The sequence below is a fragment of the Streptomyces sp. NPDC004435 genome, from assembly GCF_042873895.1.
Lineage (GTDB): Bacteria > Actinomycetota > Actinomycetes > Streptomycetales > Streptomycetaceae > Streptomyces.
On sequence record NZ_JBIAMB010000013.1, the window covers coordinates 71,875 to 93,439 of the forward strand.

The following is a 21,565-nucleotide window of genomic DNA, read 5'->3' on the forward strand; positions in this document are numbered from 1 at the left end:
CGGGCGTGGACGGGCGGTCGGGCGCGGTGTTGGGGTGAGCGCCACCGAACGGCCGAGTAACACGGCCGAGTAACAAGGCGGCCCGGAAGGGGAGTCATGGGAGGTACCGCACCCGCCCTGACGGTGACGGATCTGACGGCGGGATACGGACCGGTGCACGCGCTGCGGCGCGTGTCGCTGACCGTGCCCGCGGGCGCCGTCGTCACCGTCCTGGGCGGCAACGGCGCCGGCAAGTCCACACTGCTGAGGGCGGTCTCGCGCACCCTGCGTTTCCACGGCGGGGCCGTGGTCTCCGGCACGGTCACCGCGGCCGGCCGGCCGATCGACGGGCTGCCGCCCGACCGGGTCGTGGCCGCCGGCGTCTGCCAGGTCCCCGAGGGCCGGCAGGTCTTCGCCCGGATGTCGGTCGAGGACAACCTGCGGGCCGGCGGGCTCGCCCGGCGCGGCGACCGCGCCGCCAAGGCCGCGGCCCTGCGCCGGGTCCACGAGCTGTTCCCCGTCCTCGCGGAGCGGTCCCGGCAGCCCGCGGGACTCCTCTCCGGCGGCGAGCAGCAGATGCTCGCCGTCGGCCGGGCCCTGATGGCCGCCCCCGAACTGCTGCTCCTCGACGAGCCCTCGCTCGGGCTCGCCCCGCTGATGGCGGCCCGGATCGCGGAGGCCGTCCGGGAGATCAACGCGCAGGGCACGGCGGTGCTGCTCGTCGAGCAGAACGCGGCGCTCGCGCTGAAGCTCGCCTCGCACGCGTACGTCCTGGAGGTCGGCGAGGTCGCCCTCTCCGGCCCCGCGCGGGAACTGGCCGCCTCGGACGAGGTCCGCCGCCGCTACCTGGGCGTCGTGGACGCGGAGGCCGCCGAGGACGCCGCCCGGGCCGAGGCCGCCCACCCCGTCCTGTCCCGCTGGGACGCAGAGGCCCGGGTCCCCGCCCGCGGCCCGCGCCGCAAGGAGAACCGATGAGCACCGCCCCACCGCCGGACGGCACCCCCGGCGCCGACGACCCCGCAGTGCCCGCGCCGCGCACCCCCGGCGACACGGACGCGTCCGCGGCCGGCCCCGCCCCCGGGGCGGGGACCGCGCGCCCCGACGTGCCCGCCCTCACCGTCACCGGCCTCACCGTCCGCTTCGCCGGACTCACCGCCCTCGACGGCGTCGACTTCACCGTGCGCCCCGGGACCGTGCACGCCCTCATCGGGCCCAACGGCGCCGGGAAGTCCACCTGCTTCAACGTCCTCTCCGGCGTGTACCGGGCCACCTCGGGCTCCGTACGGCTCGGCGAGCACGAACTGACCGCCCTGCCGCCGCACCGGATCGCCGACCTCGGCGTCGGCCGGATCTTCCAGAACCTGGCCCTCCCGCCCCGCGCGACCGTCGAGGACAGCCTGATGCTCGGCCGCCACCGGCTCACCCGCACCGGCTTCCTCGCCGCCGGGCTCCGGCTGCCGTCCGCCGCCCGCGAGGAGGCCCGGCACCGGGCCCGCGTCCGGGAGATCGCGGACTTCGTCGGCCTCGGCGACCACCTCGCGAAACCCGCGGGCTCCCTCCCGTACGGGCAGCAGAAGCTCGCCGAACTGGCCCGCGCCCTCTGCATGGAGCCCACCCTGCTGCTCCTCGACGAACCGGTCGCCGGCATGACCGCCGACGAACGCCGCCGCACCGCCGCCGTCATCGCCGGCGTCCGCGACGGCCTCGGCATCTCCGTCCTGCTCGTCGAGCACGACATGGGCCTCGTGATGCGGCTCGCCGACTCCGTCACCGTCCTCGAATTCGGCCGCCGCATCGCCGACGGCAGCCCCGCCGACGTACAGAACGACCCGGCGGTCGTCCGCGCCTACCTCGGAGAGGAGACCGCCGCGTGAGCACCTTCGCCGAGTTCCTCATCAACGGGCTCTCCCTGGGCTCCGTCTACGCCCTCATCGCCCTCGGCTTCGTCGTCATCTTCCGCGCCACGGAGGTCGTCAACTTCGCCCACGCCTCACTGCTCCTGGCCGGCGGCTACCTCGTCGCCGTCCTCCACGAACCCCTCGGGTTCTGGCCCGCGCTCGCCGCCGGGATCGCGGGCGCGGCCGTGGTCGGCGCCGCCGTCGAGTTCTTCGTCATGCGCCGCCACCGGGGAGGCGACCACAGCGTCCTCGCCATCGTCACCATCGGCGTCGACATCCTCCTCGCCACCGAGCTGACCCGCCGCATCGGCACCGACATCCTCGCCCTCGGCGACCCGTGGGGCGACGCGGTCGTCACCCTCGGCCCGGTGACGATCGCCGAGACCCGGATCGCCGCCCTGCTCGCCGCCGCCCTCCTCATCACCGCCTTCCTCCTGGCCTTCCGGCACACCTCCTGGGGCGTGGCCATGCGGGCCGCCGCCGAGAGCCAGGAGACCGCGGCCCTGATGGGAGTCCGGCTCGGCCGGGTCTCGCTCGGCGCCTGGGCGGTCGCCGGAGCGCTCGCCGCGGTCGCCGCGCTCTTCCTCACCGTCTTCCCCACTCCCGGCCTGGAACGCGGCACCTCGCTCGCCGCCCTCAAGGCGTTCCCCGCCGCGATCCTCGGCGGCCTCGACTCCACCACCGGCGCGCTCGCCGGCGGACTGATCGTCGGCGTCGTCGAGTCCCTCGCCACCGGCTACCAGTCCGACCTGGCCTTCCTCGGGCGCGGGATCGGCGACCTCGCCCCGTACCTGGTGATGGTCGTGGTGCTGCTGATCCGCCCGGCCGGCCTCTTCGGCACGAAGGAGCTCGCCCGTGTCTGAGCGCACCGGGATCCCCGCGAAGGCGTACGGGTACGCCGCCGCCGGCCTCGTCCTCCTCGCCCTCCCCTTCTACCTGGAGCGGTTCTGGCTCCAGGCCGGACTCTTCGCCATCGCCGCCGCCATCGGCGCCATCGGCATCAACCTGCTCACCGGCGCCACGGGCCAGCTCTCCATGGGCCACGCCTTCTTCCTCGCCGTCGGCGCCTACGGCTACTGCGCCCTCGCCGGAGACGGCAGCGACGGCCTCAGCGGCCTCGGCCTGCCGGGCTGGCTCGCGGCCGTCCTCGCCGTCGGCCTCGCGGGTCTGGCCGGCGGGGTGTTCAGCCCCATCGCCGGCCGGCTGCACGGCGCGTACCTCGGCATCGCCACCCTCGCGCTGATCTTCATCGGCCAGCACGTCCTCTTCAACGCCCACGACCTCACCGGCGGCTACAACGGCCGGGCCGTCCCCCCGCTGAACCTCTTCGGCCTCACCTTCGACGACACCGAACTCCTCGTCGCCCAGGTCCCCTTCGGGGCCGTCGAGAAGCTCTGGTACCTGGGTCTCGCGCTGCTCGCCGGCGGGGTGCTGTTCGCCCGCGGGGTGCTCCGGGGCCGCCCCGGGCGCGCCATGAACGCCATCCGCGACCACCGGATCGCCGCCGGCGTCATGGGCATCCCGGTCGCCCGGCACCGGGCCGCCGTCTTCGTCCTCTCGTCCATGTACGCGGGGCTCGCCGGCGTCCTGCTCGCCCTGGTCTTCCAGCGGACCGTGCCCGAGTACTTCGGCATGGCGCTCTCCCTGGAGTACCTCGCGATGATCGTCATCGGCGGGCTCGGCTCCGTCGCCGGAGCCGTCGCCGGAGGTGTCTTCGTCGCCCTGCTCCCGCAGGTGCTCAACCGGTACGCCGAGGCCCTGCCGCTGGTGTCCGCGCCCGGCACCGGCGGCATCGCCCCCGGCGAGGCCGCCCGCTACCTCTACGGCGCCGCCGTCGTCGGCGTCGTCCTCTTCCTGCCCGGCGGCCTCGCGAGGCTCGTCGCGCGAACCCCGATCCACCGACCCTCAGGGGAGACTCGATGAAGCACAGACGACAGGCGGCCGTGCGGGGCCTCGCCGTGGCGCTCGCGACGCTGGTCGCGCTCACCGCCGCCGGATGCAGCTCCAAGGCGAAGACCGGCGACGGCAAGGAGACCGGCGCCGGCGGGGTCAAGATGGGCGAGGGCGTCACCGACACGACGATCGCGCTCGGCGCGCTCACCGACATGACCGGCGTGTACGCCACCCTCGGCAAGAGCGTCACCCAGGCCCAGCAGCTGTGGGTGAAGCAGGCCAACGCCGCCGGCGGCATCTGCGGCCGGAAGCTGGAGCTCACCGTCCGCGACCACGGCTACGACCCGCAGAAGGCGCTGGCCGCCTACACCGAGCTGGAGCCCAAGGTCGTCGGCTACCCCCAGTTCATCGGCTCCCCGTTCGTCGCCGCCGTCAAGCAGCGCGTCGACGGCCAGGACAAGGGCCTGGTCATGCCCCAGGCGTGGTCGGCCTCCCTCCTCGGCTCCCCGTACATCCGCGTCCTCGGCTCCACCTACGACGTCGAGACGATCAACGCGGTCGACTTCCTCGTCACCGAGAAGGGCCTCAGGAAGGGCGACAAGCTCGGCCACGTCTACTTCGAGGGCGACTACGGCGAGAACGCCCTCAAGGGCTCGAAGTACGCCGCGGAGCAGGCCGGCCTGACCGTCGTCGAGCAGAAGATCAAGCCCACCGACAACGACATGTCCGCGCAGGTCGCCGCGCTCAAGCAGGCCGGGGTGAAGGCGGTCCTGATCAGCGCCGGACCGCGCCAGGCCGCCTCCCTGGTCGGCGTGGCCGCCGCCACCGGCCTCCGCGTCCCCGTCGTCGGCAACAACTCGGCCTTCGCGCCGCAGCTCCTCGGCACCCAGGCGGGACCGGCCCTGGAGCAGATGTACTGGTTCGCCTCCCCGAGCCTCCCCATCGGCGCCGACACCCCGGCCGCCAAGAAGCTCGCCGCCGACTACGCGGCCGCCTACCCCGACGACGGCCTGGACAACGGCGTCGTCGCCGGCTGGACCGCCGCCGCGGCCTTCGGCGAGATCCTGAAGAAGGCGTGCGAGCACGAGGACCTCACCCGCGAGGGCCTCGCCAAGGCGCTGCTGATCCTCAGCGCCCACGACCCCGGCTTCGGCATGACCCACGACTTCAGCGACCCGAAGTCCCCGTCGTCCCGCCAGTCCGTCATCATCCAGCCCGACAAGAAGGCCCCCGGCGGCATGCGCACCGTCCGGCAGCCCTTCGTCTCGGAGGCCGCCGAGAGCTACACCTTCTGACCCCGCGACTCCCACGGAAAGAGGACGGGAGCTGTCCTCTTTCCGTGGGAGCGTGACGGCATGACCGTCCTCGACGCCCGCGCCCTCAACCGCGCCGCCCTCGCCCGCCAGCACCTCCTCGACCGCACCGACGCCCCCGCCCTCGACGTCGTCGCCCACCTGTGCGGGCTCCAGGCGCAGGAACCGCAGGAACCCTTCACCGGCCTCTGGTCGCGGGTCCGCGACTTCCGCACCGGGACCCTGGACGCCCTCCTGACCGGCCGCGAGGTCGTCCGCACCCACCTGATGCGCCGCACCGTCCACCTCGTCACCGCCGACGACGCCCTCGCCTGGCGGTCCCGCCACGACACCATGCTCCAGAGCCGCGTCCTCACCACCTACAAGGCCGAACTCGCCGGGGTCGACCCGGCGGAGCTCGCCCTCGCCGGCCGTGCCGTGATGGCCGACGGAGAGCCGCGCACCATGGCCGAACTCGTCGAGGCGGTCGCCGACCGCTGGCCCGACCCGCCCCGCCGGGCCCTCGGCGAGCTGCTCGTCGCCGGCGTGATCCCGATGGTGCAGCTGCCCCCGCGCGGCCTGTGGGGCGCCCGGGCCGGCGTCCGCAACCAGACCCTCGCCGGCTGGCTGGGCCGCGAGGTCCCGCCGCTCCCCGAGGACGCCGCCGACCCCGTCGGGCAGACCCTGGTCCGCCGCTACCTCGCCGCCTACGGCCCCGCCACCTCCGGCGACCTGCGCGCCTGGTGCGGCCTCACCGGGCTGCCCGCCGCCGTCAAGGCCGTACGGGACGAGCTCGTCGCCTTCCGCGACGAGCGGGGCCGCGAGCGAGCTCCTCGACCTCCCCGACGCGCCCCGCCCGGACCCGGACACCCCCGCCCCCGTCCGCTTCCTGCCGGCCTTCGACAACGCGATCCTCGGCTACCAGGACCGCGGCCGGATCATCGACGACGCCCACCGCCTGCTCTCCGTCGCCGGCGAGCGCGTCCTGCTGGTCGACGGCCGGGTCTCGGCCACCTGGACCGTGAGCGAGGACGTCCTCGCCGTCACCCCGCTCCGCCCCCTCACCCGGACCGAGCACGCCGCCGTGACCGAGGAGGGCGGAGCGCTGGCCTCGTTCCTGACGGACGGCGCGAGCGACGGCGTCCGGGTGTCCGCGCCCTGACCCCCCGGCACCTTCCGTCACCTCCCGGAAACCTCCCGGTGTGATGCTCGGATCATGAACGTGCTCATCGAGGAGAACGCCGCCCACCCCGGCCTGCCCGCCCTGCTCACCGCCTACCACCTCGCCACGGAGGCCGAGAAGGGCGCCGCGGTCACCGGCCCCGCCGGCCTCCCGCCCGCCCGCCGGGCCGAGGCCGAGGACCCCGTCACCGTCTTCGCGGCCGACACCGTGCTGCTCGCCACCGTCCCGGAGACCGGCCGGGCCGCCGGCTGCCTGGTCCTGAAGGCCGGCGCCGTCCCCGAGGTCAAGCGGGTGTGGGTCGAGCCGGAGGCACGGGGGAGGGGGCTCGCCGGCGCGCTGATGGGCGAGGCGCTGCGCCGGGCCGCCGCGGCCGGTGCCGCGTCCGTCCGGCTCACCGTCTGGGAGTGGCGGCAGGGCCCCCTCGCCCTCTACCGCAAGCTCGGCTTCGAGCCCGCGGCCTCCTGGGACGACCGCCCCGGCCTGGTCTGCCTGGAGAAGCCGCTCGCCCCCGGCGACCGCATCGAGCGCCTCACCCCCGAGGCCGTCCGCGCCCACGCCCCCGGCGGCCTCGCCGCGCTCCTCGTGGACGCCGTCGAGGGCGGCGCCTCCGTCGGCTTCCTCGCGCCGCCGGACCCCGCCGAGGCGGCCGCCTGGTGGGCCCGGGCCGCGGGCACCAGGGACGTCTGGGCGGCCTTCGGACCGGACGGGACCGTCACCGGAGCCGTCACCCTCCTCCGTACCGACACCGCCAACGGCCGCCACCGCGGCGAGATAGCCCGGCTCCTCGTCCACCGCGCGGCCCGCGGCCGGGCCCTGGGCCGCCGCCTGCTCGCCGCCGCGGAGGCCCACGCGGCCGCCACCGGCCTGACGCTCCTGGTCCTGGACACCCAGACCGACAGCCCCGCCGAACGCCTCTACCGGGGCGCCGGCTGGATCCCGGCCGGCACCATCCCGGAGTACGCCGCCGACCCGGAGGGCACCCTGCGGGCCACCACGCTCTACTACAAGCTCCTGGCGGCATGACGAAGGGCCCGGAAGCGAGATGCTTCCGGGCCCTTCATCCGTTCCGTACGGCCGGGGGTCAGCGCAGCTGCGCCGCCTCGGCCTGCCGAGCCTCCCGGCTCTCGCGCCGGTTGCCGCGGAAGGTGTTGACTCGGCGGGCCGTCGCGAAGAGGGGGATCACGGCGCCCAGCACGACCTGGAGGGCGCAGCCGGCCTGGAGCAGGAACTGCCCGCCCGGAGCGTCGAAGGCCCAGGCGGCCAGCATGGCCATGGCTCCGACGATCCAGCTGAGCATGGCCGCCGCGAGGACACCCCGCGGCTTGGGGTACTCGACCCGGCTCACCATCAGCCACGCCGTGCCGATGATCGCGAGCAGCGTCGGGATGAACGGCAGCTCCAGCAGGATGATCGAGACCACCGTGAGCGCGCCGAAGGGGCTCGGCATGCCCTGGAACATCCCGTCCTTCATCGTCACGCAGGAGAACCGCGCGAGCCGCAGCACCACCGCGAGCAGCACCACGATCGCGGCGACCGCCGAGACCTTCTGCTGCGCGTCGTCCGCGACCATGCCGTAGACGAGCACGAAGTACGCCGGGGCCAGACCGAAGCTGATCAGGTCCGACAGGTTGTCGAGCTCGGCGCCCATCGGCGAGCTGCGGAGCTTGCGCGCCACGATGCCGTCGAAGAGGTCGAAGATCGCCGCGCACAGCATCAGTATCACGGCGGTGGCGGCGCTGTTGCGCGCCATGCCCGTCTCCGTGCTGCCGGTGAGGTGCGGGATCAGGATGCCCGTGGTGGTGAAGTACACCGCCATGAAGCCACACGTGGCGTTACCGAGCGTGAGGGCGTCCGCTATGGACAGCCTCAGCGACAGCGGCATCTCCTCCGCCTCCTCGGCCCCCTCCGACTCGTCGTCGGCGGCCCAGTCGGCGGCTCGTGTGTCGGGATCAATCACGGTCAATGCGAGTCACCCCCGCGGTCGTGACCTGCCCCACCTCGACGTCGACCTCGACACCCTCCGGAAGGTAGATGTCGACCCGCGAGCCGAAACGGATCAGGCCGATCCGGTCACCCTGCTCGACCTTGGTCCCCTGCGGGATGTACGGCACGATGCGCCGCGCCACGGCACCCGCGATCTGGACCATCTCGATGTCGCCGAGCTCGGTGTCGAAGTGCCAGACGACGCGCTCGTTGTTCTCGGACTCCTTGTTGAAGGCCGGGACGAAGCCGCCGGGGACGTGCTCGACCGAGGTCACCGTGCCGGCCAGCGGAGCACGGTTGACGTGCACGTTGAGCGGGCTCATGAAGATGGCGACCCGGGTGCGCCCGTCCTTCCACGGCATGATGCTCTGCACCACGCCGTCGGCGGGGGAGATGACCCGGCCCTGAGCGATCTCGCGCTCGGGGTCGCGGAAGAACCACAGCATGCCGGCCGCGAGCGCGGTGGTCGGCACGGCGATTGCCCTGGCGCGCTTCGAGCGGCCGGAGCGCGCGAGGCTGAGCGCCGCCGTGGCGACGGTCGGCAGAAGCCACGGCGATGCTCCGCGTGCGATGCGTGCGCCCTTGAGGCTGTCGCGGTGTGCAGAGTTTGGGCTGTGGGGCATGGATGACCTTCGTAGCGGATGATGCCGCGCTGGCAACGGGGGACGGCGGCTTTCCGGCGATGCTATCGGTTGCGGGGCGCAACTGGGCAAGCCAGGAACCGAGTCGACGGCCGGAAGGCGAACACGGGGTGTGATCTTCTTCGCGGCCGAATCGACTCAAAACCGACAATCAGCCCTGAAGGCGGTACTCCTCCAGGAGTCGGCGGCCAATGATCATTTTCTGGATCTCGGCGGTACCTTCACCGATGAGCAGCATCGGCGCCTCACGGTAGAGACGCTCGATCTCGTACTCCTTCGAGAACCCGTAGCCGCCGTGAATGCGGAAGGCATCCTCCACGACCTCCTTGCAGTACTCGGAGGCGAGGTACTTCGCCATCCCTGCTTCGAGGTCGTTTCGTTCCCCGGAGTCCTTTTTGCGTGCTGCGTTCACCATCATGGCATGGGCGGCCTCGACCTTGGTAGCCATTTCGGCCAGCTTGAACTGGATCGCCTGGTGCTGGGCGATCGGCTTTCCGAAAGTGTGACGCTGCTGGGCATACTGGACGCCGAGTTCGAAAGCACGCTGAGCGACACCGCAACCACGGGCGGCCACGTTCACGCGGCCGACCTCGACACCGTCCATCATTTGGTAAAACCCTCGGCCGGTGACCCCGCCGAGGACCCGATTGGCCGGAATGCGCAGGCCGTCCATGATGAGCTCGGTGGTGTCGACACCCTTGTACCCCATCTTGTCGATCTTGCCGGGGATGGTGAGGCCGGGGCGGACCTCTCCGAAGCCGGGCTCCTTCTCGACGAGGAAGGTCGTCATCGACTTGTGGGGCGCGGTGCCCTCCGGGTGGCCTTCGTCACTTCGGACGAGAACGGCGACCAGCGTTGACGTACCGCCGTTGGTCAGCCACATCTTCTGGCCGTTCAGGACGTACTCGTCGCCCTCCTTCACCGCCTTCGAGGTGATGGCCGACACGTCCGAGCCGAGGCCCGGCTCCGACATCGAGAAGGCGCCGCGCGTCTCGCCGGCCGCCATCCGCGGAAGGAAGTACTCCTTCTGCTCCTGGGTGCCGTGCTGCTTCAGCATGTACGCGACGATGAAGTGGGTGTTGATGATGCCGGAGACCGACATCCAGCCACGGGCGATCTCCTCCACGCACAGCGCGTAGGTGAGCAGCGACTCGCCCAGGCCCCCGTACTCCTCGGGGATCATCAGACCGAAGACGCCGAGCTCCTTGAGCCCGTCCACGATGTGCTGGGGGTACTCGTCGCGGTGCTCCAGCTCCGTCGCGACCGGGATGATCTCCTTGTCGACGAAGTCCCGCACGGTGGCGAGGATCTCCTGCTGGACGTCGGTGAGACCGTGGGTCTGGGCGAGTCGCGCCATGGCTTTACTTCTCCGGCTTCTTGGAAGGCTCGATGAGCTCGGGGCGGCCCGGCTGCTCGCCGCCGCGCGCGTCGATGTACTCGGCGGTCGGGACCATCACCTTGCGGCGGAAGACGCACACGAGGGTGCCGTCCTGCTTGTAGCCCTTGGTCTCGACGTGGACGATCCCGCGGTCGGTCTTCGACCGCGAAGGGGTCTTGTCGAGGACGGTCGTCTCGCCGTAGATCGTGTCGCCGTGGAAGGTCGGCGCCACGTGCCGCAGCGACTCGATCTCCAGGTTGGCGATGGCCTTGCCGGAGACGTCCGGCACGGACATGCCGAGCAGCAGCGAGTAGATGTAGTTGCCGACCACCACGTTCCGCTTGAAGTCGGTCGTGTTCTCCGCGTAGTTCACGTCCATGTGCAGCGGGTGGTGGTTCATGGTGAGCAGGCAGAAGAGGTGGTCGTCGTACTCGGTGACCGTCTTCCCCGGCCAGTGCTTGTAGACGGCACCGACCTCGAACTCCTCATAGGTACGTCCGAACTGCATGGCGCTACGCCTCCGGGATCTCGAACTTGCCGGTGCGCTGCATGCCGGCGGCGCGGCCCTTGCCCGAGATGACCAGGGCCATCTTGCGGGAGGCCTCGTCGATCATCTCGTCGCCGAGCATCGCGGAGCCCTTCTTCCCGCCGGCCTCGGACGTGTAGTAGTCGTACGCGTCGAGGATCAGCTCGGCGTGGTCGTAGTCCTCCTGCGAGGGCGAGAAGATCTCGTTCGCGGCGGCGACCTGGTCCGGGTGGAGCACCCACTTGCCGTCGAAGCCCAGGGCGGCGGCGCGCTGCGCGACCGCGCGGTACCCCTCCTGGTTGCGGATCTGGAGGTAGGGGCCGTCGATCGCCTGGAGGTTGTTGGCGCGGGCCGCCATCAGGATGCTCATCAGGATGTGGTGGTACGCGTCCGCCGGGTAGCCGGGCGGCTGCTCGCCGACGACCAGGGACTTCATGTTGATGGACGCCATGAAGTCGGCCGGGCCGAAGATGATCGTCTCGACGCGCTGCGAGGCCTGCGCGATCGCGTTGACGTTGTTCAGGCCCTGGGCGTTCTCGATCTGCGCCTCGATGCCGATCTTGCCGACCTCGAAGCCCATGGTCTTCTCGATCTGGGTGAGCAGCAGGTCGAGCGCCACGATCTGCTGCGCGTCCTGGACCTTCGGCAGCATGATGCAGTCGAGGTTCTGGCCGGCGCCCTCGACGACGGTGACGACGTCGCGGTACGTCCAGTGGGTCGTCCAGTCGTTGACGCGGACCACGCGGGTCTTGCCGGTCCAGTCGCCCTCGTTCAGGAACTTCACGATGGTGTGGCGGGCCTCGGGCTTGGCCAGCGGGGCGCAGGCGTCCTCCAGGTCCAGGAAGACCTGGTCGGCGGCGAGGCCCTGGGCCTTCTCCAGGAAGCGCGGGTTGGAGCCGGGCACCGCGAGACAGGAGCGGCGGGGGCGCAGCCGGTTCACAGGGGAAGTGCTGGTCATGCGGGGACCTCCGTGCTTTCGAGGGGATTCAGCTTGTTGGCTTTCCGGATCTCGTCGACGATACGGCCGATGATCTCGGTGATGCCGAAGTCCTTGGGGGTGAAGACCGCGGCCACGCCCGCGCGGCGCAGTTCCTCGCCGTCGGCGTTGGGGATGATCCCGCCGACGACGACCGGGATGTCGGTGGCGCCGGCCTGCTTGAGCCGGTCCAGGACGTCCGGGACGAGCTGGGCGTGCGAGCCGGAGAGGATCGACAGGCCGACGGCGTGCACGTCCTCCTCCAGGGCGGCGTCCACGATCTGCTCCGGGGTGAGCCGGATGCCCTGGTAGACCACCTCGAACCCGGCGTCGCGGGCCCGGACGGCGATCTGCTCGGCGCCGTTGGAGTGCCCGTCGAGGCCCGGCTTGCCGACCAGGAAGCGGAGCTTGCCGACGCCCATGTCCTCGGCGGTGCGGTCGACCCTGCGGCGGACCTCCGCGAGCGGCGAGCCGCTCTCGGCCGGCACGGCGACCGGGGCGGAGGAGACGCCGGTGGGGGCGCGGTACTCGCCGAAGACCTCGCGCAGCGCCCCGGCCCACTCACCGGTGGTGACACCGGCGCGGGCGCACTCCAGGGTGGCCTCCATGAGGTTCTCGGTGCCGCGCGCGGCGTCCTTGAGCTGCTCCAGGGCCTGCTGGGTGGTGGGGAAGACGAACGGGTCGCCTTCGCCCTGGCGGTCCGTGGACTCCTGGCGCTCGGCGCGCCAGCGGGTGACGGCGCCGACGACGCGGGCCTCGACGGCCGGGTCGACGGTCTGGATCGCGGTGTCGAGGTCGGCGGTGAGAGGGTTCGGCTCGGTCGTCTCGAAGACGTTCACGCCGATGATCTTGTCCTGGCCGGACTCGATCCTGGCCCGCCGCTCGGCGTGCGAGGAGACCAGCTGGGCCTTGAGGTAGCCGGACTCGACGGCGGCCATCGCGCCGCCCATCTCCTGGATGCGGTCGATCTCGGCCAGGCACTCGGTGACGAGGGACTCGACCTTGGCCTCGACGACGTGGGAGCCGGCGAAGATGTCCTCGTACTCCAGCAGGTCGGACTCGTGGGCGAGCACCTGCTGGATGCGCAGCGACCACTGCTGGTCCCAGGGCCGGGGGAGGCCCAGGGCCTCGTTCCAGGCCGGGAGCTGGACGGCGCGGGCGCGGGCGTCCTTGGAGAGGGTGACGGCCAGCATCTCCAGGACGATCCGCTGGACGTTGTTCTCCGGCTGGGCCTCGGTGAGGCCGAGCGAGTTGACCTGGACGCCGTAGCGGAAGCGCCGCTGCTTGGCGTCCTCGATCCCGTACCGCTCGCGGGTGATCGTGTCCCAGATGCGGCCGAAGGCGCGCATCTTGCACATCTCCTCGATGAAGCGGACGCCCGCGTTGACGAAGAAGGAGATGCGGGCGACGACCTCGCCGAACCGCTCCTCGGGGACCTGCCCCGAGTCGCGGACGGAGTCGAGGACCGCGATGGCGGTGGACATCGCGTACGAGATCTCCTGGACCGGAGTGGCCCCCGCCTCCTGCAGGTGGTAGCTGCAGATGTTGATCGGGTTCCACTTCGGGATGTTGTTGACCGTGTACGCGATCATGTCCGTCGTGAGGCGGAGCGAGGGGCCGGGCGGGAAGACGTGCGTCCCGCGCGACAGGTACTCCTTCACGATGTCGTTCTGCGTGGTGCCCTGGAGCTTGGTGATGTCCGCACCCTGCTCCTCGGCCGCCACCTGGTAGAGCGCCAGGAGCCACATCGCCGTGGCGTTGATCGTCATCGAGGTGTTCATCTGCTCCAGGGGGATGTCCTGGAACAGCCGGCGCATGTCACCGAGGTGCGAGACGGGGACGCCGACCCGGCCGACCTCGCCGCGGGCGAGGATGTGGTCGGGGTCGTAGCCCGTCTGGGTCGGCAGGTCGAAGGCGACCGACAGACCGGTCTGCCCCTTGGCGAGGTTGCGCCGGTACAGCTCGTTGGACGCCTCGGCGGTCGAGTGACCGGCGTACGTCCGCATGAGCCACGGCCGATCCTTCTGGCGCTCAGTCATCTTCGGGACCTCAGATGTTCCGGAAGCGGTTGATGGCGTCGATGTGCTGGGCCCGGAGCTCGGGGTTGCTGACGCCGAGGCCCTCCTCGGGGGCGAGCGCGAGGACGCCGACCTTGCCCTGGTGGAGGTTGCGGTGGACGTCGTAGGTGGCCTGGCCGGTCTCCTCCAGGCTGTACGTCTTCGAGAGGGTGGGGTGGATCTTGCCCTTGGCGATCAGGCGGTTGGCCTCCCACGCCTCGCGGTAGTTGGCGAAGTGCGAGCCGATGATCCGCTTCAGCGACATCCACAGGTAGCGGTTGTCGTACTCGTGCATGTAGCCCGAGGTGGAGGCGCAGGTCGTGATGGTGCCGCCCTTGCGGGTGACGTAGACCGAGGCGCCGAAGGTCTCGCGGCCCGGGTGCTCGAAGACGATGTCGATGTCCTCGCCGCCGGTGAACTCGCGGATCTTCGATCCGAAGCGCTTCCACTCGCGCGGGTCCTGGGTCCGCTCGTCCTTCCAGAACTTGTAGCCCTCGGCGTTGCGGTCGATGACCGCCTCGGCGCCCATGGCCCGGCAGATGTCGGCCTTCTCCGGGGAGGAGACGACACAGATCGGGTTGGCGCCGCCGGCCAGGGCGAACTGGGTGGCGTAGGAGCCGAGGCCGCCGCTGGCGCCCCAGATGAGGACGTTGTCGCCCTGCTTCATGCCGGCGCCGTTGTTGGAGACCAGCTGGCGGTAGGCGGTGGAGTTCACCAGGCCGGGGGCCGCCGCCTCCTCCCAGCTGAGGTGGCCGGGCTTCGGCATCAGCTGGTTGGACTTGACGAGGGCGATCTCGGCGAGGCCGCCGAAGTTGGTCTCGAAGCCCCAGATGCGCTGCTCGGGGTCGAGCATGGTGTCGTTGTGGCCGTCCGAGGACTCCAGCTCGACGGAGAGGCAGTGGGCGACGACCTCGTCGCCGGGCTGCCAGGCGTTGACGCCGGGGCCGGTGCGCAGGACGACGCCGGCGAGGTCGGAGCCGATGACGTGGTACGGCAGGTCGTGGCGCTTGGTCAGCTCGGAGAGGCGGCCGTAGCGCTCCAGGAAGCCGAAGGTCGAGACGGGCTCGAAGATCGAGGTCCAGACCGAGTTGTAGTTGACCGAGGAGGCCATGACGGCGACGAGCGCCTCGCCCGGGCCGAGCTCGGGCAGGGCCACGTGGTCGAGGTGGAGCGACTTGCGGGGGTCCTTGTCGCGGCTCTCGACCCCGGCGAACATCTCCGCCTCGTCCTTGTGGACGGTGACGGCCCGGTACGACTCGGGGAGCTTGATGTTCGCGAAGTCGGCGGAAGTGGAGTCCGGCGACTGGATCGCGTCCAGGATTTCCTTCACGGTGTGCCTCCGGCGGAGAGCGTCCGGGAGCGGACGCCTGAGGGGATACGTCGGGGAGTGCTGCTGCTGTGGAGGTGTGCCGTCGGTTCGGCTCGGTGCTGCGGCGGCGCCGTGGTGGGGCGCGAGGGTGCCTGTGACGCAGGCGTCCGGGCGCACGGCCGTGGGGCTGTGGGGACAGCCGGAGCACGAGCTTTCTCTGCGCCCCGGCCACCCGGACAACATCAACGTATGGCACGCCGTGTCACGTGACAAGGCACTGCGTGCCAACAATTTCTCTCAGATGCGAAAAGGTCGTCACGGATGAGCGATGATCGATCGAATGCTCCTCTGAGCAGGGGAAACGCGACGAGGGCCGCCCCCGGGAAACCGGGGGCGGCCCTCGTTTCGGACCTTCGAAGGTGCGGGAGAAGGGTCCCTCAGCCCTTCGTCAGTGCCTCCTGGATGGTCCGCATGACCTCGTCCAGCGGAGCGTCGGTACGGGCCACGGCGACCACCACGTCACCGGCGGCGGCGACCCGCGCCGGCGGCTCGGCCGCGGGCTCCCGGTCGGACGGCGCCACCGGGGCCGGCTGGGCGGAGGAGGGGGCCGGACGGCCCGCGCCTATCCCGGTGCCGAAGGTCTCGCGGACGATCGCGAAGGCGTGGTCCAGCTGGGTCTCCACGTCCCCCTGGCCGCCGGCCCGCAGCCAGCGGCGCAGCACGTGGTTGTGGGCGGTGACCACCGCGGAGGCCGCCACCTCGGCGAGCAGCGGGTCGTCGTTCCCGTCGTGGTGGTCGCGCTCGTCGAAGTGGCCCAGGAGGTAGCGGGTGAAGAGCCGCTCGTAGCGCGCCACCGAGGCGATCTCGCGCTCCCGCAGCGTCGGCACCTCACGGGTCAGCCGGTAGCGGGCCACGGAGATCGCGGGGGAGGCCGCGTACATCTTCATGACCTCCTTGATGCCCCGGCACACCGTGTCGAGCGGGTGCTCGTGCGGCGGGGCGGCGTTCAGCACCGCCTCCGCGCGCACCAGCGTGTCGTCGTGGTCCGGGAAGATCGCCTCCTCCTTGGACCGGAAGTGGCGGAAGAAGGTGCGCCGGGCCACCCCCGCCGCCGCCGCGATCTCGTCGACCGTGGTGGCCTCGTACCCCTTCGTCGCGAAGAGCTCCATCGCGGCGGCCGCCAGCTCCCGCCGCATCTTCAGCCGCTGCGCGGCGGCACGGGTCCCCGCCGCGCTCTCCTGAGCGTCGGACGGAGAGGTGGCACGGGGTGTCTTCACGGCCTTGGGCATGGTCCGAACGTACTGCATCGGTGCAGGAAGACGCGCCTGCGGGGGCGGACCGCCGGAGGGCTCCAGAAGCCCGCCCCACCCCCGTCGAGGCCCGGTGGGCTCAGCGCCGGGCATATTCGCGGAAGCCGCGCCCCGTCTTGCGGCCGAGGCAGCCGGCCGCCACCAGGTGCTCCAGGAGCGGCGCCGGGGCCAGGCCCGGGTCACGGAACTCGCGGTGCAGCACCTTCTCGATCGCCAGCGAGACGTCCAGACCGACCACGTCGAGCAGCTCGAACGGACCCATCGGGTAGCCGCCGCCCAGCTTCATCGCCGTGTCGATGTCGTCCAGCGTCGCGTAGTGCTCCTGGACCATCTTGACCGCGTTGTTCAGGTACGGGAAGAGCAGCGCGTTCACGATGAAGCCGGCCCGGTCGCCGCAGTCGACGCCGTGCTTCCCGATCTTCGCGGTGACCTCGCGGACGGTGGCGTGCACGTCGTCGGCGGTCAGGACCGTGCGGACGATCTCGACCAGCTTCATCGCCGGCGCCGGGTTGAAGAAGTGCATGCCGATGACGTCCCGCGGACGCGTCGTGGCCCGGGCGCAGGCCACCACCGGAAGCGAGGAGGTCGTGGTGGCGAGCACCGCTCCGGGCTTGCAGATCTTGTCCAGCCGGGCGAAGAGCTCCTGCTTGATCCCCAGGTCCTCGGCGACCGCCTCGACCGCGAGGTCGACCTCGGCGAAGGCGTCCAGCGAACCGGCCGGGGTGATCCGGTCCAGCGTCTCGTCACGGGCCTCGGCGGTCATCCGGCCCTTGCTCACCGAGCGGGCCAGCGACTTGGCGATGTACGCCTTGGCCGCGTCCGCCTTCTCCGGCGAGCGGGCGGCGAGGACCACGTCGTACCCGGCCTTGGCGAAGACCTCGGCGATGCCGGAGGCCATGGTGCCCGAGCCGGCCACGCCCACCGAGCGGACCTCGCGGCCCGCGCCGCCGGCCCCCGACACCTCGGGCGTCAGCGCGTCGGCGACCTTCTCGGCCGAGCCGGGGGCCGCGTACGTGTAGAAGCCGCGGCCCGCCTTGCGGCCGGTCAGCCCCGCCTCGGCGAGCTGCTTCAGGATCGGCGCGGGGGCGTGCAGCCGGTCGTGGGACGCCTGGTACATCGCGTCGAGGACGGTACGGGCGGTGTCGACGCCCACCAGGTCGAGCAGCTCCAGCGGGCCCATCGGCAGTCCGCAGCCCAGCTTCATCGCCGCGTCGATGTCCTCGCGGGAGGCGTAGCGGGCCTCGTACATCGCGGCGGCCTGGTTCAGGTAGCCGAAGAGCAGCCCGTCCGCGATGAAACCGGCCCGGTCGCCGACCGCCACCGGCTCCTTGCCGAGGTCCTGGGCGAGCCGGGTGACCGCGTCGACCGCCCGCGGGTCGGTCAGGACCGAGGAGACCACCTCGACCAGCTTCATCGCCTGGACCGGCGCGAAGAAGTGCAGGCCGAGGACGCGCTCGGGGTGCGCCGAGTCGGCCGCGAGCCGGGTCACCGAGAGGGCGTTGGTGCCGGTCGCCAGGACGGCGTCCGGGCGGACGATGCCGTCCAGGGCCCGGAACACCTCCTGCTTGGTCCCGTACTCCTCCGGGACGACCTCGATGACGAGGTCGGCCGCGGCGGCGGCCTGGAGGTCCGAGTAGACGCGGAAGCGCGCCAGCGCGTCCTGCCGCTCGTCCTCGGTGATCCGCTCACGGGCCACCGCGCGGGCGGTGGACGCCTCCAGGGCGGCGACGGCCCGGGCGGCCGCGGACTCGCTGATGTCGATGCCGACGACCTCACGGCCGGCCCGGACGAGGACGTCGGCGATGCCGGTGCCCATGGTGCCGAGGCCGACGACGGCGATGGTGGAGAGAGGGGTGTCCATCAGGGGACTCCTGGGAGGAAGAGTGACGACTGAGGGCGGTGCGCGCGGGAGAAGAGGGGCGCGTGAAATGCCGAGGGCGCGGCCCGCTGCCCGGAGGCAGCGCCGCGGCGTGCGGGAATACGGACCCGGCGCGCGGCGAGGGGCCTGAAGAGGGAAAAGGAGGACGAGGGCTCTGTCCCTGAGCCACGTCGAGAACTGCCGAACCGACCAGCGCCCACCTCGGCTGCGTCACCAGGCCGAGGCGAGAAAGTGCGGGGGTTCCCCGCTCAGTTGAGATTAACCGGCCGGTAACGAGCGCGCCAGTCCTGGGAAGTCGGGAAAATGTGATGTGGATCGCGGATAGCCTCGGATTCATGGAAAATCCCGAGGGAATCTCCGAGGATCCCGAATTCTGCTCGATGATCGATCGATTGCGGGACGAGGTCGAGAACGAAGAGGGAAGCCTTCCCGCCGCATTCGGAGAACTCGCCCGCACCACCGATCCCGAAGAACTCCACGACCTGCTCACCGCCCCCGGCCGGCCTCTCTGGGCCCGCGAGATCGCGGCCTACCGGCTCGGCGTCGCCGGCGACCCGCGCGCCTTCGAGGCCCTGGTCCTCCTCCTCAACCACCGGGACCCCGAGCGGTGCGTCACCGCCGCCCACGCCCTCGTCCGGCTGGCAGACCCTCGCACCGCCCGGGCCGCCGCCGCGCTCGCCACCAACGAACTCCGGGCCGCCTACGCCCTCCTGCCGGTGCGGCTCCTCGCCGACCTGCGCGCCCCCGAGTCCGTCCCCGCCCTCGTCACCGTCCTGGAGCGCCGTCTCGCGAACGGCGACCCGCACTGGCGGGTCGGTCTCGCCTGTGTCGAGGGCCTGGGGACCCTCGGCGACCCGCTGGCCCGGGACGTCCTCGAAGCGGCCCTCCCGCACCCCCGGCTGGGCCGCGCCGCCGAACGCTCCCTCGCGCTCCTCACGGGGTGAAGCCGGTCCCTGTCTGACGGTGCCTCAGCGCATGAGCCGCAGCTCCGCCCGCCCCTCCTTCGGACGCTCCTCCGGGACCAGCGCGAACGCCTCGATCTCCATCAGCAGTTCGGGCCGCACCAGCGCGTCCACCTGCACCGCGGAGCTCGCCGGCAGCGGCAGCCCGGCGAAGGCCGCGTCCCGCGCGTCCCGCACGGCGGGGAGGTGCGCCACGTCGGTGAGGAAGTAGGTCAGCTTCACCACGTCCCCGAAGCCCGCGCCGGCGGCGGCCAGGCAGCGCTCCAGGTTCGCGAAGACCTGCCGGGCCTGGGCGGCCGGGTCCGCCTCGCCGACCACGGCCCCCGAGGCGTCGGTGGCGATCTGGCCGGAGATCGCGACGAACCGGCCCGTGCCCCACACGACGTGGCTGTACTGCGGGCTGGGCGCGACGCCCTCGGGAGCGGGGACGTGGGTCAGGTGGCTGGTCATGCCCCACATCCTCGCCCATGCCACTGACAACGCCCGCGCCGGACGAGCGGCGCGGGCGTGGTCGCTGGGGAAACTGCGCAGGTCAGCGCACGTGACCCAGGAGTCCGTGGAGGGTCGTACCGGCCGGCTGGACCCGGGCCGCGGCCTTCGGGGCGCCGGTCGCGGCGGCGGTCCCCGCGGTGGTCTCGGCGGTGGTCTCCGCGGTGGCCTGGGCGGTGGTCTCTGCCGTGGTCTCCGTGGTGGCCTCCCTGGTGGTCGTCCTCGGCGTGGTGGGGACCGGGTCGGGCTCGGGTGCCGGCAGGGCGGCGCAGACCGCGTCCACCTCGGACGTGCCCTCGGCGCGCGGCACGGTGCCGGTGGCGAGGTAGGTGCTCAGGTGCTTGTCGAGGCAGTCGTTGCCGGCCAGGGTCACGCCATGGTTCCCGCCGCCCTGCTCGACGACCAGGCTGGAGCCGCGGATCATCCGGTGCAGGGCGAGCCCGCCCTCGTACGGGGTGGCGGCGTCGTCGGTGGCCTGGAGGATCAGGACCGGGGGCAGCTGGTCGTTGCTGACCTCCGGCGGGGTGAGCGGCGCCACCGGCCAGAACGCGCAGGGAGCGTTGTACCAGGCGTTGTTCCAGGTGGAGAAGGGCGCCTTGGCGTGCACCTCCCAGTTGTCCTTGCGCCAGACGTTCCAGTCCTTGGGCCAGGCGGCGTCCCGGCACTGCACCGCGGTGTAGACCGAGTAGCCGTTGTCGGCGGCGGCGTCGGCCTCGCCGTACCGCTCGTAGGCGGCCTTGAGCGGGGCTGGGTCCTGCTTGTTGACGTACGCGGAGAAGGCGGTGGCGAGCTTGGGCCAGTAGCCGTCGTAGTACCCGCCGGGCAGGAAGGTGTCCTCCAGCTCGCCGGGGCCGACCTTGCCGCCCGCGGGCGAGTCGCGCAACTCCTCGCGCATCCGGTACCAGGCGGCCTCGACGGCGGCCGGGTCGTCGCCCAGCCCGTACACGGCGCTGTGCTTCGCCACCCAGGCCATGAAGTCCTTGTGGCGGGTGTCGAAGGCGTAGTCCTGGGCGATGTTGTCCTCGTACCAGACGCCGTGGGGGTTGACGACGGAGTCCAGCGCCATCCGCCCCACCCGCTCGGGGTGGAGCCGGGCGTAGACCGCGCCCAGGTAGGTGCCGTACGAGTAGCCGAGGTAGTTGAGCCGCTCGGCGCCGACCGCCTTCCGGATGAGGTCCAGGTCGCGGGCGGTGGAGACGGTGTCGATGTACGGGAGCACGTCGGCGTGCTTCTTGCCGCAGGCGGCGGCGAACGCCTGGGCGCGCTCCAGGGCGGTCCGCTCGGCCCTCGTGCCGCGCGGCACCGAGTCGGGGCGGACGGGGTCGAAGTGGCCGGGCCTGCAGTCGAGGGCGGGCTCGCTCCGGCCCACGCCGCGCGGGTCGAAGCCGATGACGTCGTACTGGGCGGCGACCTCGGCGGGCAGCGAGGAGGCGACGTAGCCGGCCATGCCGCGGCCGCTGCCGCCCGGTCCTCCGGGGTTGACGACGAGCGGACCGAGGGAGGTCTTGGCGGTGTGCGGGACCCGGGTCAGCGCGAGCGTGATGCTCCGGCCCGCCGGGTCGTCGTGGACGAGCGGCACCTTGAGGGTGGCGCACTGCAGCCGGGGGTACGCCTGCGTGCCGCAGGCGGTCCAGGAGAGCGAGGGGAGGGGGCGGGGGGTCGGCTCGCCGGTGCCTGCGGCGGACGCCGGCAGGACGGTGACCGTCCCGGCGACCAGTGCCCCAGCGGCGATCAGCATTCCTGCGCGGGTGGTCATGGAGCGTGGAGTGCCCCGCATGGCGCGGGACACGACCTGTTCCGCCGGTAATCG

18 protein-coding genes and 1 pseudogene are annotated in these 21,565 nt (G+C 72.0%); 8 read left to right on the forward strand and 11 right to left on the reverse strand.

Going from position 1 to position 21,565, the window contains the following annotated elements; genetic code table 11:
- Nucleotides 1–171: 171 nt before the first annotated feature.
- The 7 genes and pseudogenes from ACFYT9_RS23595 (at nucleotide 172) to ACFYT9_RS23625 (ending at nucleotide 7,268) form a co-directional block, all read left to right on the forward strand.
- Nucleotides 172–954 (forward strand): ABC transporter ATP-binding protein, encoded by a 783-nt coding sequence (locus ACFYT9_RS23595; protein ID WP_389167192.1) that lies wholly within the window; start codon nucleotides 172–174, stop codon nucleotides 952–954.
- Nucleotides 951–1,853 carry an ABC transporter ATP-binding protein gene (locus ACFYT9_RS23600; protein WP_389166897.1) on the forward strand — a complete coding sequence of 301 codons (903 nt, stop codon included), beginning with the start codon at nucleotides 951–953 and terminating at the stop codon, nucleotides 1,851–1,853. Before ACFYT9_RS23595 ends, ACFYT9_RS23600 begins: the two co-directional genes overlap by 4 nt.
- The gene (locus ACFYT9_RS23605; protein WP_376598919.1) at nucleotides 1,850–2,740 is read left to right on the forward strand and encodes a branched-chain amino acid ABC transporter permease; all 891 of its coding nucleotides are present in this window, start codon (nucleotides 1,850–1,852) and stop codon (nucleotides 2,738–2,740) included. The genes ACFYT9_RS23600 and ACFYT9_RS23605 overlap by 4 nt, the downstream gene beginning before the upstream one ends.
- Nucleotides 2,733–3,800 carry a branched-chain amino acid ABC transporter permease gene (locus ACFYT9_RS23610; protein ID WP_387274902.1) on the forward strand — a complete coding sequence of 356 codons (1,068 nt, stop codon included), beginning with the start codon at nucleotides 2,733–2,735 and terminating at the stop codon, nucleotides 3,798–3,800. The genes ACFYT9_RS23605 and ACFYT9_RS23610 overlap by 8 nt, the downstream gene beginning before the upstream one ends.
- Nucleotides 3,797–5,065 (forward strand): ABC transporter substrate-binding protein, encoded by a 1,269-nt coding sequence (locus tag ACFYT9_RS23615; RefSeq protein WP_389166901.1) that lies wholly within the window; start codon nucleotides 3,797–3,799, stop codon nucleotides 5,063–5,065. The genes ACFYT9_RS23610 and ACFYT9_RS23615 overlap by 4 nt, the downstream gene beginning before the upstream one ends.
- A 60-nt stretch (nucleotides 5,066–5,125) precedes the next feature.
- Nucleotides 5,126–6,224, forward strand: a pseudogene (locus ACFYT9_RS23620) (winged helix DNA-binding domain-containing protein).
- Nucleotides 6,225–6,278: 54 nt separating this feature from the next.
- On the forward strand, nucleotides 6,279–7,268 hold the full coding sequence (locus tag ACFYT9_RS23625) for a GNAT family N-acetyltransferase (protein WP_389166904.1): 990 nt from the start codon (nucleotides 6,279–6,281) through the stop codon (nucleotides 7,266–7,268).
- Between the two features lie 58 nt (nucleotides 7,269–7,326).
- Here ACFYT9_RS23625 and pssA read toward each other — a convergent pair whose 3' ends face one another.
- The 9 genes from pssA to ACFYT9_RS23670 all read right to left on the reverse strand — a co-directional run bounded on the left by pssA (nucleotide 7,327) and on the right by ACFYT9_RS23670 (nucleotide 18,286).
- A complete protein-coding gene (gene pssA / locus ACFYT9_RS23630; RefSeq protein ID WP_376598927.1) occupies nucleotides 7,327–8,202 on the reverse strand; it encodes a CDP-diacylglycerol--serine O-phosphatidyltransferase in 876 nt (291 codons plus the stop codon).
- On the reverse strand, nucleotides 8,195–8,851 hold the full coding sequence (locus ACFYT9_RS23635; RefSeq protein ID WP_376598911.1) for a phosphatidylserine decarboxylase: 657 nt from the start codon (nucleotides 8,849–8,851) through the stop codon (nucleotides 8,195–8,197). Before ACFYT9_RS23635 ends, pssA begins: the two co-directional genes overlap by 8 nt.
- Before the next feature lie 169 nt (nucleotides 8,852–9,020).
- Nucleotides 9,021–10,226, reverse strand: coding sequence for an acyl-CoA dehydrogenase family protein (locus ACFYT9_RS23640; RefSeq protein WP_389166907.1), 1,206 nt, complete (start codon nucleotides 10,224–10,226; stop codon nucleotides 9,021–9,023).
- Nucleotides 10,227–10,230: 4 nt separating this feature from the next.
- A complete protein-coding gene (locus tag ACFYT9_RS23645) occupies nucleotides 10,231–10,755 on the reverse strand; it encodes a MaoC family dehydratase (RefSeq protein WP_387274892.1) in 525 nt (174 codons plus the stop codon).
- Between the two features lie 4 nt (nucleotides 10,756–10,759).
- Nucleotides 10,760–11,731, reverse strand: coding sequence for an HpcH/HpaI aldolase/citrate lyase family protein (locus ACFYT9_RS23650; RefSeq protein WP_376598905.1), 972 nt, complete (start codon nucleotides 11,729–11,731; stop codon nucleotides 10,760–10,762).
- Nucleotides 11,728–13,788 (reverse strand): protein meaA, encoded by a 2,061-nt coding sequence (locus ACFYT9_RS23655; protein WP_376598904.1) that lies wholly within the window; start codon nucleotides 13,786–13,788, stop codon nucleotides 11,728–11,730. The genes ACFYT9_RS23650 and ACFYT9_RS23655 overlap by 4 nt, the downstream gene beginning before the upstream one ends.
- Before the next feature lie 10 nt (nucleotides 13,789–13,798).
- Nucleotides 13,799–15,136, reverse strand: coding sequence for a crotonyl-CoA carboxylase/reductase (gene ccrA / locus ACFYT9_RS23660; protein WP_389166911.1), 1,338 nt, complete (start codon nucleotides 15,134–15,136; stop codon nucleotides 13,799–13,801).
- Between the two features lie 416 nt (nucleotides 15,137–15,552).
- Nucleotides 15,553–16,422 carry a TetR family transcriptional regulator gene (locus tag ACFYT9_RS23665; RefSeq protein ID WP_376596996.1) on the reverse strand — a complete coding sequence of 290 codons (870 nt, stop codon included), beginning with the start codon at nucleotides 16,420–16,422 and terminating at the stop codon, nucleotides 15,553–15,555.
- A gap of 82 nt (nucleotides 16,423–16,504) precedes the next feature.
- The gene (locus ACFYT9_RS23670; protein ID WP_389166914.1) at nucleotides 16,505–18,286 is read right to left on the reverse strand and encodes a 3-hydroxyacyl-CoA dehydrogenase family protein; all 1,782 of its coding nucleotides are present in this window, start codon (nucleotides 18,284–18,286) and stop codon (nucleotides 16,505–16,507) included.
- 353 nt (nucleotides 18,287–18,639) lie between these two features.
- On the opposite strand from ACFYT9_RS23670, the gene ACFYT9_RS23675 reads away from it, so the two are divergent.
- On the forward strand, nucleotides 18,640–19,248 hold the full coding sequence (locus tag ACFYT9_RS23675) for a HEAT repeat domain-containing protein (protein ID WP_389166916.1): 609 nt from the start codon (nucleotides 18,640–18,642) through the stop codon (nucleotides 19,246–19,248).
- 24 nt (nucleotides 19,249–19,272) lie between these two features.
- On the opposite strand, the gene ACFYT9_RS23680 is transcribed toward ACFYT9_RS23675, so the two are convergent.
- Together ACFYT9_RS23680 and ACFYT9_RS23685 are read right to left on the reverse strand one after the other, a co-directional pair.
- Entirely contained in the window at nucleotides 19,273–19,716 is a 444-nt protein-coding gene (locus ACFYT9_RS23680; RefSeq protein ID WP_387274884.1) for a RidA family protein, read from the reverse strand.
- 82 nt (nucleotides 19,717–19,798) lie between these two features.
- A complete protein-coding gene (locus tag ACFYT9_RS23685; protein ID WP_389166919.1) occupies nucleotides 19,799–21,511 on the reverse strand; it encodes an alpha/beta hydrolase in 1,713 nt (570 codons plus the stop codon).
- Nucleotides 21,512–21,565 lie beyond the last annotated feature (54 nt).

Excerpts from the sequence above, each read along its gene's own strand:
- ACFYT9_RS23650 (WP_376598905.1), bottom strand. The coding sequence starts at position 11,731 with ATGACCAGCACTTCCCCTGTGAACCGGCTGCGCCCCCGCCGCTCCTGT.
- ACFYT9_RS23670 (WP_389166914.1), bottom strand. The coding sequence starts at position 18,286 with ATGGACACCCCTCTCTCCACCATCGCCGTCGTCGGCCTCGGCACCATG.
- ACFYT9_RS23615 (WP_389166901.1), top strand. The coding sequence starts at position 3,797 with ATGAAGCACAGACGACAGGCGGCCGTGCGGGGCCTCGCCGTGGCGCTC.
- ACFYT9_RS23645 (WP_387274892.1), bottom strand. The coding sequence starts at position 10,755 with ATGCAGTTCGGACGTACCTATGAGGAGTTCGAGGTCGGTGCCGTCTAC.
- ACFYT9_RS23635 (WP_376598911.1), bottom strand. The coding sequence starts at position 8,851 with ATGCCCCACAGCCCAAACTCTGCACACCGCGACAGCCTCAAGGGCGCA.
- ACFYT9_RS23685 (WP_389166919.1), bottom strand. The coding sequence starts at position 21,511 with ATGACCACCCGCGCAGGAATGCTGATCGCCGCTGGGGCACTGGTCGCC.
- ACFYT9_RS23675 (WP_389166916.1), top strand. The coding sequence starts at position 18,640 with ATGGAAAATCCCGAGGGAATCTCCGAGGATCCCGAATTCTGCTCGATG.
- ACFYT9_RS23680 (WP_387274884.1), bottom strand. The coding sequence starts at position 19,716 with ATGACCAGCCACCTGACCCACGTCCCCGCTCCCGAGGGCGTCGCGCCC.
- ACFYT9_RS23600 (WP_389166897.1), top strand. The coding sequence starts at position 951 with ATGAGCACCGCCCCACCGCCGGACGGCACCCCCGGCGCCGACGACCCC.
- ACFYT9_RS23625 (WP_389166904.1), top strand. The coding sequence starts at position 6,279 with ATGAACGTGCTCATCGAGGAGAACGCCGCCCACCCCGGCCTGCCCGCC.
- ACFYT9_RS23655 (WP_376598904.1), bottom strand. The coding sequence starts at position 13,788 with ATGACTGAGCGCCAGAAGGATCGGCCGTGGCTCATGCGGACGTACGCC.
- ACFYT9_RS23640 (WP_389166907.1), bottom strand. The coding sequence starts at position 10,226 with ATGGCGCGACTCGCCCAGACCCACGGTCTCACCGACGTCCAGCAGGAG.
- ACFYT9_RS23665 (WP_376596996.1), bottom strand. The coding sequence starts at position 16,422 with ATGCAGTACGTTCGGACCATGCCCAAGGCCGTGAAGACACCCCGTGCC.